Source organism: Shouchella patagoniensis, from assembly GCF_002019705.1.
GTDB lineage: Bacteria > Bacillota > Bacilli > Bacillales > Bacillaceae_D > Shouchella > Shouchella patagoniensis.
Genome location: NZ_KV917377.1, coordinates 2,664,731 through 2,680,298 on the forward strand (window position 1 = coordinate 2,664,731; position 15,568 = coordinate 2,680,298).

Sequence of the window (15,568 nt, forward strand, 5' to 3'; positions counted from 1 at the left end):
GATGGTGTTTCATTAGTTCCTTTTTTGCGTTTGCCATAACATTCTACTAAATAAAAGTTTCGCCAAGCTGTTTGCTTAGCGAAACGATCTTATTTCCATTCATAGTGTGAAAGCAAGCTTTCGACTGTTTGATTCGCTTGAATCTGATCATGAGGGATCAATAGATACTTCCACCTTTTCCCTCCGTGTTCTCGTTCATACTCACTTGCCACTTCACACCATTGGGCAGCCGCTTTTGCTTTATCTATTACTAAATCGGTATGCTGTTCATCGCTGCGTTTCACTTCGCAAAGAAGCTTGTCTGAAGACGTCTCAATGATGAAATCAGGGACGTAACGTTGGTTCTGACCATAACGGATATGCAACTGTTCTTTCGCGGGCTTAAACCACTTAATGACGTCATGGTCCTCTTCAAGAATAACCGTTAGCCTTCTTTCACTGTCTGAATCAAAACGTTGATACGGATATAAACATTTTTGGAATCCTTCAAACAAAAGCTGTCGAATCATCATTTTTTCCTGCGGCGGTTGACGAACAGGACGAATATTCTTCTTTTCCACCGCAAAATAGAGCGGTTCAAGTAGTTGAAAACCCTTCACAACAGATGCTTGGTACGCCCCTGCTTGATTGTTTTCATAATACGCATTTTTTAACTGGTCATAAATAACTTGGCTCACTTTTTCTTTGTAATGAAGTACAAGCGCTGGCACCGTTTCGTTTGGATACTGTTCTGCTAACAATTGCATCATTTGCTTTACAAGGTCATGCAAAAGCGGCGCATGTTCCTCATAAGAAACTTCGGGGTAATCCGTAAGACGCTCAATAAGAACCCTCTTCGCATCGATGTCTTTGACGTCTAGAGGATGCTCAAACCGTTGTCGTTCATCTTTTAACAATAAATGGATAAACAAATCTGATGATAGTGGTTTTAGAACCATATCGGTTGCTTGGAGCTTAAATGGTTTAAATCCCCAATCGACTTTCTCGCTAGGGGCAAAGACAATATCAGGAATGTCCATCTGTTGCTTTAGCTCCAAGACATAGTTGAGTACAGTTTGTTTTATCACCTGCTTGTCTTGGTGAACGAGTAGCCGTTCTACTTTTTGTGCCAGTTCTTCTGCATACTTGGATAACGCTTCTGTCGTTTGAATCCCCTCAAGCTTGCGCACTTCATTTTTCGTTGCTTGAATCACTTCTTCGTGCAATTTAACTGGGGCGATGATGTTGTCTTCTGTTAATGGCCGTGCTTCAACCATCTTTTTCGACTCACTCGTTGAACTACTTCCAAGAACTAAACCTTCTTTAATGAACGACTCCGGTACATTGGCTTCATCAATAATTTCTTGGAAATGATCATGCGCAACGATTGTGAGACGATCAATCTCTTTTACACCTGTCTTTTCACCATAAGGTAACCTAAGCCCTCGACCAATCGCTTGCTCTACAAGGGTTTTTGATTTTGCGGCACGCAACGGGACAATCGTATATAAATTTGTCACATCCCAACCTTCTTTTAACATGTTAACGTGTATCACGATTTCAACATCTGAATCCGGGCTTTCTACATGTACAAGCTTTTCAATCACTTCATCTTTTTCGAGCCCGCGTTTGCTTGAGTGAATCGTAAGAACTTTCCCTTGATAAGCACCGTTCTTCACTTCTTCCGACTCAAGAATCGTTTTGAGCAACTCTGCATGTTGCTGATCTTTAGCAATAAATAGCATAAACGGCTTAACAACTTGAACTCCTGCCTGTTTCGCATAGACAGCAAGTTCTGTCTTCGTATTTTCATGGATAAACAAGCCATCTTCCATTTTCACTTTTTCCAATTCAGCTTCTGTATATAAACCACTCTCGAAGTTCTCTCTTGTCGCCACAACAGGCTCTTTCACATAACCATCACGCAACGCTTCATGTAATGAATATTGATAAATGATGTTTTGAAATGGGACGGTCTTTCCGTTTGATTCTACTTGTGGCGTAGCTGTAAATTCTAAACCAATAAGGGGTTTTAGCTCATTTAATACTCTCACACCGGCTGTAGCTCGGTAGCGGTGGGATTCATCCATCAAGAGTACTAGGTCGTTTAATGAAGCTAGATAATCGAAGTAACTCTCACCAATCCACTCATTTAAACGTTTAATCTTTGGCGACTTGCCACCACGTACTTCTGTATTGATTTTTGCGACATTAAAAATATTGATATGAAGTTCATTATCAAAGAGATTGTTATTTAAAACATCAATGCCGTCTGCATAATTTTCGCCAGTAATTACGCGAGGTTGATTGCTCTCGAGTTCGGGAATGCCTTTAAATACATACTTTTTAGTCCCAGGGGTAAAATCGGCAATTAACTTCCGATAAATGGTCAGATTTGGGGCCAACACAAAAAAATTGCGGCTTTTCCCTTCCGTGTACAAATAAGCGATAAAAGCGCCCATTAGCCTTGTTTTGCCGACACCTGTTGCCAAAGCAAAACAAAGAGATAAAAAGTCCCGTTCAAACGCTTCAACAGAAGGAAACTGTTTTTGCAGTTTGCGCAAGTCTTCCATCACCGCTTGTTCGTCTTTTTTTTCCCATTCTACGAGTTTCGCCACCTTATCTAAGCAGGTTAATGACTCCACTTGTGGTTTTCGCAAACTCATTCTTGCAGCTAGTTGTTTCACTCGATCCACCTGTGCACCTCCTTCTCTGCTCAATCTTTACTCTCTTTGTCCTCGTCGTTAAACTCATATAGATCAACGAACGAATTAGGAATCTTTTCAATTGTCATTTGATCTCCTAACGGACTTGAAAGGGAATATGCTTTACAACAAACTAACAGTGATTCGTCTTCTCCTAACTCTCTTTTAATGAGCTCGGCAATTTGATCGTTAAAAAGGGACGGATAAACAAAGATATAATCCCGCTCCGTGGATCGACCTGTTTTCCAAAACGGTTGGGAACCGCCGTTATATTCAAATCCTTTTAATTTACATACGGCTTGGGCAATCATTTCGTCAGTATATTTAGGATTCAAACGCAAAAATCCATATTCATCTTTTTTAAGTAAACTTGGAGCCAGCTTGTAAAAACCAAATCCCCCTCCATACTTCCAATCGGTTTGACTGGTCACACCATACGGGTCTTCACCATCAATCACTTTTTTCATACGTGGGACAATATGGGTAGAGCACTGCTCGCCCATCTCAACCATAATCCATCTCCGCTTCATTTTATGGGCGACTGCCCCTGTAGTCCCTGACCCTGCAAATGAATCAAGCACAATGTCCCCTTCATTTGTTGCCAGCGACAGAATCTTATGAATGAGTCTCTCTGGTTTAGGCGTCGAAAACACATCATCCGGATTAAAGCGTTTCGCTTCTTCTTTTGCTTCATGATTGTGACCCACTTCATCAAAGCGCCAAACGGTTTTAGACGGAATGCCTTGCTGCTTTAATTCGTTTAGAAACGTTTTTCTTGATGGAATCGATTGACCATCTTTTCCAAACCAAATTTCATCCTGCTCATCAAGTCGTTTTAATGTATCAGGTGAAAAGCGCGGAAATGTTCCTGCCGGCGGTGACCAAACGACACCATTCTTGAACGTGTATTGGAACCCTCCTTCAATAACTCGTCCGCTTTTTGCGTGGAGCGGTGTTGCTTTCCAAAGTCCTTTATGATGCCCATCAGGGTTTTTATAAGCTTTATTCATGTCGTCTGTTCTTGGAAGTTTGTTCGGAAACCACATCTCTTTGTTTTTGGCATATACCAAAAGATGATCGTGATTGTCAGAAAACCATTTTGCATCATTGGCTAATGTATATTTCTTTTCCCAAACAACATTGGCGATAAAATTATGACGTCCAAAAATCTCATCACAAAGCACTTTTAAATAATGCACTTCATCATCGTCGATCGATATCCATAAAGATCCATCTTCAGCCATTAACTTCTTAATTAATTCCAAGCGCTGTTTCATAAGGGATAACCAGATTGAATGTTCTAACCCATCATCATAATGAGTAAATGCATTACCTGTATTGTAAGGGGGGTCAATGACAACACATTTCACTTGATCGCGATAATCTTGTTCAAGCGCTTTTAACGCGAGCAAGTTGTCTCCATAAATGAGTTGATTGTCAAACACACCAGTGCCATCACCATCTTGGCGATACGACAGTTCTTCTTGCTTAAGCAACAACCTCGGTTCCAATCTTTGCTTCTTTGCTTTTCCATACCATGTTAATTCTAAACGATTCATCAGAACACCCTCTATATTCATTCGCAACAAAATACTCATTAACGAAACTTCTTCATTAATGAGTATACTACCTTACTTATACGAGATGTGAAAGCGGGAAAAACTTGTATTGTTGGGGGCCGCTACAATTTCAGCGACATCCAACTTATACTCATTACTTACCTTTTAAAAACCTATAATCCCTAAAAGATTGCAATTTATAAAAAGCAGTGTAATCCATTTGTTCCATAATCACTCTAGACCATTAATAAAACGAACAATTGAGTCTACTAATCCGTCTGCAAGTGGTAGATTCGGGTTGCCATACGTCTCAAAATTTTCCTCTCGATCCTCTGGCGCCTCTTTTAACACGTGGTTCATGCCTTCAATTAACTGAAGCTCTGCCAGAGAATTTGCACTCGTTAATCGCTCTGCATCTTCCTCTTTTACTTGTAGATCTGTTGTACCATTCATAACAAGGATAGGCATCTCTACTTTGGCAACTTCTTCACTCGGATCATACGCAAACAAGGACGTTAAAAATGGTTGATTGGTTGGTTGGAACAATCCTACAAGTTCATCGCTCATCTCCTCAACGATCTCGCCATTTTTTATTTGTTCCAACAACCTTTCCATTTCCTGCAGAAGGTCTTCCGATACTTGAGGATCAGAACCCAACTGTTCTAGCATCATTTCATCAAGTGGCCTGCCAGGTCCAGCTAGTAAAACCAGTGCATCAACTTGCTGTTGTGTACTCGCAATTGTTCCAATTAATGCCCCTTCACTATGGCCGACCATCACAACTTCTTCAAAGTCGTCATGACCTTGTGCGTATGCTAACCATGCGGCAGCATCTCCAATAAAATCTTCTAAAACCAATTCATTTGGTTCTGTAGCGAGAGAACGATTATCTCCGAGATTTCGCTTATCATAGCGGATGCTCGCGATTCCGTTCTCCGCCAACGCTTCTGCTAGCATCTTCAAACTATTATTTTTCCCAGCCAACATCATACTGTTTCCATCTTTATCCGTTGGTCCAGAACCTGCGTGAATTAACGCAACTGGATATGGACCATCACTTTTTGGTCTTTCTATGACGCCTTTCATTGAGCCTCCAGCAACATCAATCGTAGCTGTCTCTAAATCTTCGTTTACATTCTCTTCGTCATCTTCTATGCTACCTCGGCTCAAGGAGAAATCAAAAGGCTGATTTGATTCTGTGTACGTCCCTGTGATGTCATCATCACCATTAAATCCTCCATCAAACGTTGATGTTTTTCCGTTGATTTGCGTTTCGATGTAGACATTATCCTCTGTTACTTCAATCAAATCCAAAGGATGCTCATGTAGGTTCTGCATCGGAATGTTTAAATGTCCTTCACCGTCATGAAAAACCATCTCGATTGGCAACTTGGTTCCCTGGAGATCAATATCACCGACCCAACTCCCTAACAAGGGTTCCATTTCAGCTTCCCCCTGTCCACTTTGCTCATCTGGTTCATCAGTGTCCTCACCATTCCCCGCACATGCCCCCAACAACACAAGCCCAAACAAACTGACGCTCATTGCTACCTCTTTTAACATTACGAAAAAGACCCCCCTTTTTTCTTATCCATTTTCTACGGATGATAAAAAGCGGGGTTTCAGAATCTTTCGTTTTTCTTATATAGTTGTCATGCCTCTTTCTTTTTCTGGTTGAACCCCTTCTTACATCGTCTTCACGGCCGTGCATCCCATGGTGTTAACGTTCCAATTAGGTGGCGTGATATAGGGTTAGCAATTGCTTCGATTGTCCCCCTGGAAATTTCCTCATGGGTTAACCACCTTGAGCGTGATTCTTCAACAATAAAGCCTAAAAATACTTCCTGATATATACAGGATCCGTTCGTTTTTTCCTTCTTCTCAATTGCTTCTTTGCTACTGCTGCTCCCTTTCACATGCACAAGGCGCCACTTTTTTGCTTGACGGCGATTTACTTCATCCATAATTGTTTGCACCGCATGAGGCGCTGTTCCATGAACCCAGACCAACACAAGATCAACTTCTCCGTTTTCCGCTAGCGCCTCCATTATCGCTTTTCTCACATCTTCGGTATTTTTATAATCAAGCTCATAAAACGTAAATGGTTGGCGAATCGACTGTGCTTTCTTTTCGTTACGTGCATAAACAACGAGGTTCTTACACTGTCCCCCCAACCAAGACACCGCCACTGAAAGCATACCAGTCCCGCCAAATACAAGCACATGGTTCAACGAATCCCACTCTCCTTTTTTATTTCTTAACTCCACTTCTTTTGCTGTCCCCTTTAATCGCAAACACCCCCGCAAATAAAGCGTTTAAGAATTGGATAGCAAATGCATATCCTTTTACAGCTGGATCACCCCCAAAATAGAAGTAGAGGGTGCACCCTCCTAGCAAACAAAAACCAACTGCAATGACATTTGATTTGATCGTATGCCTTAAACGAATAGCTGCAATAAAAGCGGTGACGCCTACAACCCCAACAGCTGTCAGTATGACAAAAGCCATTCTATCTTCACCTTTCTTGTTTTGATCAGTCCATTTAAAATAATGTTGTTCCTCTAGGATAATGGGAATATTGATTTTCTGCGGTCATACGGTTCCACTTCCAAAAAGCGCCCTTGAGAAAGGACCTATCTCTCAAGAAAGAGTTCAAAGCTCAAATGTATTGGTTCATAATAACTAAGATACGTTCGTGACCTTTTTGAATAAGTGTTGAAAGATGGCGATAAATCATCAAATTACGGAAGTACAAATACTGACCGACCCACTCCGCACCGTCTATGACAGGTTAACTGCATATAAGCGAGGTGATATCTCGACTGTATCAAAATGATAAACGCCTAGCACCATAGTTGTATTGCCCATTTCAACCTGTATCTAGCATATCAAACGAAAACGGTTTACGACCATCTTCTTCCAATTTAAAAAAGCTTCCGCATATGCGAAAGCCTCGTGTGTAATAAACGTTATCCAAGTTTTAATATAAAAATCAAACCATAACCAAGCAACGCTACTAACAATGATCCAAGTAAAACGGCATAAAAAAGGCTTTTCCCCGACTTTTTAAAGATCGATAGAGTAGCATTTAGTCCAAGTCCAGCCATGGCCATACCGAGTAAGATATAGGAGAGAGATACTAAGACATCAACAAGTGTATCTGGTAAGAAAGATGCCGTGTTAACAAGAGCCATAGCCAAAAAGCCAAAAATAAACCATGGGATTGGCAGCCGTTTGATTGAAAATCCTATTGACTCCTGTTTTGCTGTGTATACGCCAATTAGAAGTGCCACAGGGACAAGCAAAGCCACCCGTGTTAACTTGACAATGATTGCCATATCCTCTGCCTCTTCCCCCCCGGCTTGCGACGCCGCAACAGCGTGTGCAATTTCATGCAACGTACCACCAGTTAAGAAACCATATTGCTCTGAACTTATTGGCAGGAGAGGCTGCAGGAACGTATACGCAATCGTAAACAATGTTCCCATTACAGCTATAACAGCCACACTTAATGCCACTTGGTTTTCTCTCGCCCTCATTAGCGGTGCAAGCGCAACAATGGCAGCTGCCCCGCAAATGGCTGTCCCACACGCAGCGAGTAAACTAACCGTCCGATCAACTTTTAATAAACGTGCTAATCCATACACAAGACCTAGGGCAGCTACAAGCAACATACCTGCATAAAAAAAAGCACCTGCTCCTGCCCCGTGTAAATCTCCTAAATGAAGACGTAGCCCTAATAAAATAATACCCGCTCTTAATAATTTTTTGCTCGAAAACTCAATTCCACTTCGGTATTCTTGCTTTACTCTAACAAAATGGTTGATACCCATCCCTATTAAAATGGCCAGCGCAAGTGGACCAACAACTTTGAGAAATGGTAGCTTTGCAAGCAGGGCAGCTGCTATGGCAACGGCAAATGCCATTAGCAAACCGATTAAAAAAGATCTGTTTAATGTCTTGGTGTTTCCCTGCATCTTCGTTCCTCCTGTTCCACTCCTAAGGATACGGTGCCTATTTTTATTTGTGAAATAAATATATATAATAATATCTATACAAAATAGTAATGGATGAGGTGTAGTCGATGCATATGGACGAACTTGAAACCTTTGTCATTCTAGCACAAGAACAGAACTTCACACGAACCGCAGCCAAACGGTCCCTATCACAGCCCACTGTTAGCGTTCATATTAAAAATTTGGAACACGAATTCGCAACGTCTCTCATCAAGAGAACAACCAAGCACGTTAGTTTAACTCCAGAAGGTGAGCTCTTTTACAGCCAAGCCTTACAGATCCGTGCCCTTTATAAAAATTTGCATGAGACCTTCTACGAGAAAAAACAACAAGCCTCTGGACTTATTCGAATTGGCGCAAGTTTTACGATTGGCGAATACCTTTTACCTAAAATTGTCGCTGCTCTTCACACGGCGCATGAACGGTTAGATTTCCACATTACGATCGGCAATACGGACGAAATCATTGACGCCGTCCGTCACTTAGACGTCGATATTGGGTTGATTGAAGGACAGAACGAGTCAAAGGATGTTCGCATCACAAATTTCCAACAAGATCGTCTCGTCATTGTGCGCTCTCCAAAATTCGAGCCAAGCGTTCATTCATTAAAAGACTTGCACAATCAAGTATGGATTATACGCGAAGAAGGATCTGGTACGAGGCAATCGTTTGATCACCTCATAGAAGCCCACCACATCCAAGTTGCATCAACCTTCGTCTTTAGCTCCACCCAAGGAATAAAAGGTAGCGTCCAAAACGGTATGGGTCTCGCTCTTCTATCAGAAGCGACAATAGAAGAAGAAGTAAAACACGGCACCTTAGAAATTGTCATGGATGACACCCTCAATGAAAAACGCGCTTTCTCCTATGTGCTCACAAAGGGAACAAAACCAGGGCGCAACATTCAACTCTTAATCGATCAATTAAACGCGCAGGAGAAACGGATTAATTAATTGAGTTTCCCCCACCTCGACCCTGACCCCTTTCTTCTAACTCGGAGCTCATCTCTCCAATCCTGAGCTCCTCTCCCTAATCCTGAGCTCCTCTCCCTAACCCTGAGCTCCTCTTCTCCATCCCTGAGCTCCTCTCCCTAATCCTGAGCTCCTCTCTCTAATCCTGAGCTCCTCTCTCTAATCCTGAGCTCCTCTCTCTAATCCTGAGCTCCTCTCTCTAATCCTGAGCTCCTCTTCTCCATCCCTGAGCTCCTTCCTCCAATCCTGAGCTCTTTCTCCCTTATCCTGATCTCCTCCCCTCTAATCCTGATCTCCTCTTCCTAATCCTGAGCTCCTCTTCTCCATCCCTGAGCTCCTCTCTCTAATTCAGAGCTCATTCCTCTCAAAGTTTCTTTGCCAAATGCCAGTTTCTCGAATGATTTGGACAATCTGCACATAGGATAATTAAAGCTTGGACAAAATTTTTAACGGGATAAAGGAGAGGTTGTTTTTGTTCATTGCCGATCTGGTTTTTATTGCAGCTACGGTCATATGGCTAAGCGAGTTTGTATTTTTTAAAAACCGCTCATCAGAACAGACACGTGGGCAACAGGAAAGGAGCAGTTTTTTCCTCATCTTAGCCGCCGTTTTGATCAGTGTCATCGCTAGCCTGTTATTTCGAGAACGGCAATGGAGACTGGTACCTAACAACTTCCTTCTATGGCTAGGACTGTTCATTTATGTATCGGGTATTACACTGCGATTCTGGGCAATAGTTACATTACAGGAGCATTTTTCCAGGGAGATTCGTACATCGGCGACAATGGAACTTGTTAGTAGCGGCCCTAACCGTTCAGTGCGCCATCCTCTCTACACTGGTCTCTTTCTCTGTGTGCTTGGAGTTGCCGTTTATACGCAAACAATCGCATGAATCATTGTCTCTCTCATTTTCATGACTGCCGTTTTGTTAAAACGCATCCGACTTGAAGAACAGATGCTTGAAGAGGCGCTGCCAACAATCTATTCAACTTGGAAAAAGAGACGGTGGATCTTGCTGCCTTGGGTTTATTAAATGACTTTATTTGACAAGGAGTGTGAACGATGGAAAAGAAACATGTAGTTGTCATCGGTGGAGGGCTTGGGGGATTGTCTGCAAGCATTAGTTTGGCTGCTGCCGGACATCAAGTGACCATTTTAGAAAAGAACGAACGTATCGGTGGCAAATGCAATATTCGCAGTGGAGAAGGTTACCACTTTGATACAGGTCCTTCTATTTTAACAATGCCTTGGGTGCTAGAAGAATTATTTAAGCGAGCTGGTCGCGATGTTCATGAATACATGACAATTGAGCGTGTGGAGCCACAGTGGCGGACGTTTTTTGAAGACGGTGTAACGATTGATTTAAAAGGTGATTTACCAGATATGTTAAACGAAATTAAGCGAGTTTCCCCACAGGACGCCGCTCCATTTTTAACTTACTTAAGCTACAGCTCACAAATGTATGAACTATGCAGAAAAAGCTTTTACAACAAAAGTATTTCTGGCTTAAATGAACTGCGCAAACTCCATACATTAAGAGAATTAATGGCGCTTGATCCAATGAAAAGCGTAAATGTAGGAACCGAGAAGTTTATTAGCGATCCTCACCTTCGTCAAATACTTAATTTTCTTGTGATGTATGTCGGTTCTTCTCCTTATCAAGCACCTGCCGTCCTTTCACAGCTTGGTTTTGTCCAATTTGGACTCGGTAACTACTATGTAAAAGGTGGCATGTACAACATTGTCCTTGCTATGGAAAAACTACTTGCCGAACTTAATGTAGTAATTAGAACCGAAACCGAAGTAACAAGTATCATTCAAGTTGACTCAGTAGCTAAAGGCGTTCGCTTAGCTACTGGTGAAGAATTTCATGCGGACCTTGTTGTTTCAAATTTAGAAGCCATTCCAACATACCAATCATTACTGAAAGAACATACGCATCATAAAACGCAGGCAAAGAAACTTGAGAAATTTGAACCAAGCGTTTCTGGACTTGTATTAATGCTTGGGATTAAGCGTCAATACCCACAACTCACGCACCATAACTTCTTTTTCTCGAATGACCCAGAAGTTGAATTTAAACAAATCTTTGAAGAAAAACGCCCTGCCGATGATCCAACCATCTATATCGGAATATCTTCCAAAAGTGATCCTGAACAAGCGCCCGAAGGAAAAGAAAACCATTTTATTCTTACACATGTACCCCCTTTACAGGAAGGCGAGAATTGGAGCAAGTACGAAAAAAGCTACCGTGAGACAGTGCTCGGAAAACTTGAACGAAATGGCCTCGAAAACATTCGTAATGAAATTGAATTTGAATATACGTTCACACCAGATGACATTCGTTCCCTCTATGGATCAAACGGTGGATCCATTTATGGCGTTGTCGCTGATAAAAAGAAAAATGGTGGTTTCAAAATCCCAAGTAGAAGCAATTTAATCGCCAATCTTTACTTTGTTGGCGGCTCTACTCATCCAGGCGGTGGCGTACCAATGGTTACTTTATCTGGACAATTAACGGCTGACTTAATTGCTGAAGACATGGCAAGATCTGAAAAACATATTGGATAATAAACACCCCTCTGTCAGAGGGGTTCATCATCGTCTATTCAAAAAACGATACAATATAGTCCCAGTCGGTCGCAAGATAAAAAAATGAACGTGATAATGCCAAAACTAGTAAATAACAACCCTTTCGCTGTCTTGGACCATTTTTTAAACCAGCCCCCCTCTACTAGCGTTAATACGAATTCAGTTGTACGGACAACCTATTATACCTATATGAGTTTAATCACTAGTTGAGAATGGCTTTTTACTAAACATATAGAATACTCCCTTAGTCACATATGAAGGCTTTTGTTGAACTGTTTTATGATCTATTGTACTTTCTTTAACAAAGAAGTCGCCAATCTTTTTCTTCATATACACATAAAAAGACCTGCCCATAGGCAAGTCTTTTTACAACATTCGTGTTTATTCTACTTCCTCATTACTCTCTTGGTCCACATCGTACGCATATTGGAATTCAGCAACTTCTATTAGTTGATAAATCTCGTCTAATTCATCTATTGATACTTCTTCACCTGGTTTGAACGTTGTCATGCAAATAAACACAGCAACAATTCCTACATAAGGCCAGCTAGATCTCATCCATTTCATTTGTTTCATCGGGTTCCTCATCCTCCGTCTCATCTATTTTTTCGCTATGATCTACTTCAAATTTGATTGAGCCGTCTGTATACGTCCAATCGAAATTACTTGTTTTTGTTAATGCTCTTTTAATTGAGATTTCATTCAATTTATCGGTTGCTGTTAGAGGTGCAGGAGATGCTTCCCGTATATACATTGGAACAACTTCAAACATCCCTCTACCTTCAGGTGTTAATTCATATCGAACAAGTGCAGACTCTCTTGTTCGAGTCCAACCTTGGTCGAAAACGAAGTTCCCTAAGCTATAGAAGATGGCCGTGTCGTTGTATACTTCCATGCCTTGCAGCACATGGGGGTGATGACCAATGATAATATCTGCTCCTGCATCAGACAACGCTCTTGCAAGCGTGCGTTGGCGATTATTTGGTTTATTTTCATACTCCTGTCCCCAGTGAGCATGAACAACAACAAGGTCGGCCTCGTTGGAGGCGTGCGTCACCATTGGCACAAACACATCTGGGTTAAATGTTGTCACCCCAGCCGAACCAGCCGTTGCTCCAAAATCTTCCGAGTACACATCGGTAAATCCAAGCGTCGCAATTGTAATCCCATTTACTTCTTCCATATGGATTTGTTCCGTTGCATCGTCCCGGTTTACGCCGGCTCCTACTTGTCCAACGGTTTTTCCTTCAAACACTGAAAGCGTATCAAGCAATCCCCTTTCACCATAATCCATCGTATGGTTGTTTGCGAGACTCACTACCGTGAACCCACTATCATTGAGGCCATTCACCGCTTCAGGTCCAGCGTGTAAGTGAATTTGTTTGTCTAATTCATCTTCACGGTTTCCTTCGGTAATTGGTTGTTCAAAATTGCCTGTTACGTAATCTGCCTGATCAAGATAAGGCTTCACATACCGAAAAACGCTTTCTGCCCCATACCGATCAGTGAACTCTTCCACATGTCGACCCATCATAATATCGCCAACAAACACGCCTTCAACTAAAGAGCGCTGTTTGCCATCGACTTCTGCTGTCGGTCTCGTATCGATGATAGTCATGAGGAAAACAGCGACAATAAGAACTGGCAGCAAGATAAACACATGGAGATGCGTTTTCCGCTTTTGTTTTTTGATTTGCTTTAACACTTTCTCTTTGAACGTTAGCGCACGCTTATTCTCCATACTCACTCACACCTTTAAAATAAAAAGTACACATACATAATTCCAAACGTAAGACCACTTAATAGCAATGTGCTTCCAATTGTAATAACGACGCCTTGACGATGAATGGTGTTTGCAATCAGTCCAGGAACAATTACTCCGAGTCCCCTAAATTCAAACGCTTCAAACGGCGTTATTGGATACGCAAAATCAACAGCCAACTTAAAAATAATACCCGTTATGAGCATCGCGGCGAATTTCCTCCGACCATACAAAATCATGATCTTCGATAAACCGTACTTCACCGTCACATACGTAAGAATGCTGACTAATACGACCAGTGTCATGAATAGCACTTGATCAAATACTAACGCTAAATAACCAGGAACGATCAATCCAGCAGGGACAACCCCTGTTTTTTCTGAGAATAATAAACTAAGTAAAACGCCTAAAATAAGTGCAATATATAAATCCGTTCCAAACATTGATGAATGCTCCCTCCAACTAACTCACGAGCTGACTTGCTTTAAACGCTTGCAAACGTTCAAGTAATGGCTCAGCTGCCCCGTGAATGTTTCCTACTCCATAAATCGTGCGCTCGTCCATCATCGGCTCAAGCAATTCTAGAATTCCCTCTGTCGATACTGAATCCATATCGTGTAGATGCTTACACGGGATCTCTCCTCTATCAAATGCATCCACAATTGGACCAGTTGTTTCTCCAATTAACACAAGCGACTGGGCTTTTATATACGGCAATACATCTCGCGCAAATTGTTCTGTCCGGTCAACCCGGTCAGCACGACAATTCATTACGACGATTGGTTCTTCAGTCGGGTAGCCGATTTTCTTCACTCTCTCCCAAATCGAAAGTGTAGACGACGCATCGTTTGCAGCAAAGCCATTTACAAAATAACTTGGCTTCTTTTCATCTTTTATCGGCAGGATCCGCATCGCACCAGGGTCTGGCGGTGCATTGAGCATTCCTTTATAAGCTGTCATTTCATCAATTCCTAATGCTTCTGCAACCGCTAACGCAAGCGATGCATTATCAGGGAACACCATGTATTCAAACTTCCGCAAATATGCTTCCGTAATTTTGCTATTATCAGCAACGATCACTTTCGTGTTTCGTTCTTTTGCAATAGATTTGTAATATTCCGTATATTGGTCACTTGTTACGACTAGGTGTCCATTGTACGGAATGGTTGCGGTAAACGCTTCTGCAACCTCATCGAGAGTCGGACCCATTACATCCATGTGGTCTTCAAGCACATTGACAATAACGCCGACGTTTGCTTGTAGTAGTTCTTCTTGAAAAATAATTTGGTAATCAGGATTAACAGCCATGCACTCACTAATTAACGCGTTGGCTCCTCGATTAACCGCCTCTTCTACAACTTTCTTTTGTTCCCCGATATTTGGGCCTTGTGGCCTTCTCTTAATCGGATGTTCTTCGTTTGTATCCGAGTAAATCATTCTGGCATCTGTCCCAGTTGTTTTACCAACCGTGTTATAACCAGCTTCTTTTACAACCCCATAAATGAGTCTTGTAACCGTTGATTTACCACGAATTCCATTGATGTTGACGCGTACGGGTATGGCATCCATATTGCGCTTATGGCGACGTTTCTCCCAAATGCCAAATCCAGCCACACATGCGCTTGCTCCCGCAATAATCCACATCTTCCTTGCTCCTCTCTCCATTCGGCCGAGCTTTCTTATGCTCGTTTTTTATTTTTTGTTTAATGGGCCGCAAAAGCGTCTCTCCTTAACCCAATGTCAACATTAACAAAACGAAAAATCAGATAAAACAAGTACTTCAAATGCTACAAATCGGCCTTTTGTTGTCCCGGTTTCCGCCTTCCCTTGCTAGGCAAAGGCTGAGACAGACTTTATTCATTCAACACTGTTCAACAATATGTAACAAGTTAGGAAATCTGACTTATACCGTATAAATAAACCTAATTATTTCCCGTTTTTTCTAAGAGTCTAGTTTTTTTCTCTCCATTAAATTCCATATTTT

General features: G+C 41.8%; 14 protein-coding genes. 3 read left to right on the plus strand and 11 right to left on the minus strand.

Annotated elements, in window-relative coordinates; genetic code table 11:
• Positions 1-89 precede the first annotated feature (89 nt).
• From BK584_RS14080 to BK584_RS14100, 7 genes are all read right to left on the minus strand, one after another.
• Positions 90-2,675: a DEAD/DEAH box helicase gene (locus BK584_RS14080; RefSeq protein WP_218970340.1), complete on the minus strand. Its 2,586-nt coding sequence runs from the start codon at positions 2,673-2,675 to the stop codon at positions 90-92.
• 20 nt (positions 2,676-2,695) lie between these two features.
• Positions 2,696-4,243 carry a site-specific DNA-methyltransferase gene (locus BK584_RS24195; protein WP_245808865.1) on the minus strand — a complete coding sequence of 516 codons (1,548 nt, stop codon included), beginning with the start codon at positions 4,241-4,243 and terminating at the stop codon, positions 2,696-2,698.
• Positions 4,244-4,474: 231 nt separating this feature from the next.
• Positions 4,475-5,806 (minus strand): alpha/beta hydrolase, encoded by a 1,332-nt coding sequence (locus BK584_RS14085; protein ID WP_078393197.1) that lies wholly within the window; start codon positions 5,804-5,806, stop codon positions 4,475-4,477.
• Between the two features lie 134 nt (positions 5,807-5,940).
• Positions 5,941-6,510 (minus strand): Rossmann-fold NAD(P)-binding domain-containing protein, encoded by a 570-nt coding sequence (locus BK584_RS14090; RefSeq protein ID WP_078393198.1) that lies wholly within the window; start codon positions 6,508-6,510, stop codon positions 5,941-5,943.
• Entirely contained in the window at positions 6,494-6,751 is a 258-nt protein-coding gene (locus BK584_RS14095) for a hypothetical protein (RefSeq protein WP_078393199.1), read from the minus strand. Before BK584_RS14095 ends, BK584_RS14090 begins: the two co-directional genes overlap by 17 nt.
• A gap of 151 nt (positions 6,752-6,902) precedes the next feature.
• Positions 6,903-7,028, minus strand: coding sequence for a DUF5694 domain-containing protein (locus BK584_RS25575; protein ID WP_367579326.1), 126 nt, complete (start codon positions 7,026-7,028; stop codon positions 6,903-6,905).
• A gap of 184 nt (positions 7,029-7,212) precedes the next feature.
• Positions 7,213-8,220 carry a YeiH family protein gene (locus BK584_RS14100; protein WP_078393200.1) on the minus strand — a complete coding sequence of 336 codons (1,008 nt, stop codon included), beginning with the start codon at positions 8,218-8,220 and terminating at the stop codon, positions 7,213-7,215.
• Between the two features lie 107 nt (positions 8,221-8,327).
• On the opposite strand from BK584_RS14100, the gene BK584_RS14105 reads away from it, so the two are divergent.
• From BK584_RS14105 to BK584_RS14115, 3 genes are all read left to right on the plus strand, one after another.
• The gene (locus BK584_RS14105; protein ID WP_078393201.1) at positions 8,328-9,212 is read left to right on the plus strand and encodes a LysR substrate-binding domain-containing protein; all 885 of its coding nucleotides are present in this window, start codon (positions 8,328-8,330) and stop codon (positions 9,210-9,212) included.
• 451 nt (positions 9,213-9,663) lie between these two features.
• Positions 9,664-10,122, plus strand: coding sequence for a methyltransferase family protein (locus tag BK584_RS14110; RefSeq protein ID WP_078393202.1), 459 nt, complete (start codon positions 9,664-9,666; stop codon positions 10,120-10,122).
• 170 nt (positions 10,123-10,292) lie between these two features.
• On the plus strand, positions 10,293-11,801 hold the full coding sequence (locus tag BK584_RS14115; RefSeq protein WP_078393203.1) for a phytoene desaturase family protein: 1,509 nt from the start codon (positions 10,293-10,295) through the stop codon (positions 11,799-11,801).
• A 402-nt stretch (positions 11,802-12,203) separates the two neighbouring features.
• Here the strand turns inward: BK584_RS14115 and BK584_RS14120 are convergent, their stop codons facing one another.
• Genes BK584_RS14120 through pgsB form a run of 4 tightly spaced genes read right to left on the minus strand, consistent with a single transcriptional unit; the run spans position 12,204 to position 15,228 of the window.
• On the minus strand, positions 12,204-12,398 hold the full coding sequence (locus tag BK584_RS14120) for a hypothetical protein (RefSeq protein ID WP_078393204.1): 195 nt from the start codon (positions 12,396-12,398) through the stop codon (positions 12,204-12,206).
• Positions 12,370-13,563, minus strand: a complete 1,194-nt coding sequence (locus tag BK584_RS14125) for a CapA family protein (protein WP_078393205.1) — start codon at positions 13,561-13,563, stop codon at positions 12,370-12,372. Before BK584_RS14125 ends, BK584_RS14120 begins: the two co-directional genes overlap by 29 nt.
• A gap of 14 nt (positions 13,564-13,577) precedes the next feature.
• Positions 13,578-14,027 (minus strand): poly-gamma-glutamate biosynthesis protein PgsC, encoded by a 450-nt coding sequence (gene pgsC, locus BK584_RS14130; RefSeq protein WP_054703415.1) that lies wholly within the window; start codon positions 14,025-14,027, stop codon positions 13,578-13,580.
• Between the two features lie 19 nt (positions 14,028-14,046).
• Positions 14,047-15,228, minus strand: coding sequence for a poly-gamma-glutamate synthase PgsB (pgsB, locus tag BK584_RS14135; RefSeq protein WP_078393206.1), 1,182 nt, complete (start codon positions 15,226-15,228; stop codon positions 14,047-14,049).
• Positions 15,229-15,568: the final 340 nt, after the last annotated feature.

Bases quoted from the DNA above. Each gene is read 5' to 3' on its own strand.
- BK584_RS24195 (WP_245808865.1), bottom strand. From the start codon at position 4,243: ATGAATCGTTTAGAATTAACATGGTATGGAAAAGCAAAGAAGCAAAGA.
- BK584_RS14085 (WP_078393197.1), bottom strand. From the start codon at position 5,806: ATGTTAAAAGAGGTAGCAATGAGCGTCAGTTTGTTTGGGCTTGTGTTG.
- BK584_RS14095 (WP_078393199.1), bottom strand. From the start codon at position 6,751: ATGGCTTTTGTCATACTGACAGCTGTTGGGGTTGTAGGCGTCACCGCT.
- BK584_RS14100 (WP_078393200.1), bottom strand. From the start codon at position 8,220: ATGCAGGGAAACACCAAGACATTAAACAGATCTTTTTTAATCGGTTTG.
- BK584_RS14105 (WP_078393201.1), top strand. From the start codon at position 8,328: ATGCATATGGACGAACTTGAAACCTTTGTCATTCTAGCACAAGAACAG.
- BK584_RS14115 (WP_078393203.1), top strand. From the start codon at position 10,293: ATGGAAAAGAAACATGTAGTTGTCATCGGTGGAGGGCTTGGGGGATTG.
- BK584_RS14120 (WP_078393204.1), bottom strand. From the start codon at position 12,398: ATGAAACAAATGAAATGGATGAGATCTAGCTGGCCTTATGTAGGAATT.
- BK584_RS14125 (WP_078393205.1), bottom strand. From the start codon at position 13,563: ATGGAGAATAAGCGTGCGCTAACGTTCAAAGAGAAAGTGTTAAAGCAA.
- pgsC (WP_054703415.1), bottom strand. From the start codon at position 14,027: ATGTTTGGAACGGATTTATATATTGCACTTATTTTAGGCGTTTTACTT.
- pgsB (WP_078393206.1), bottom strand. From the start codon at position 15,228: ATGTGGATTATTGCGGGAGCAAGCGCATGTGTGGCTGGATTTGGCATT.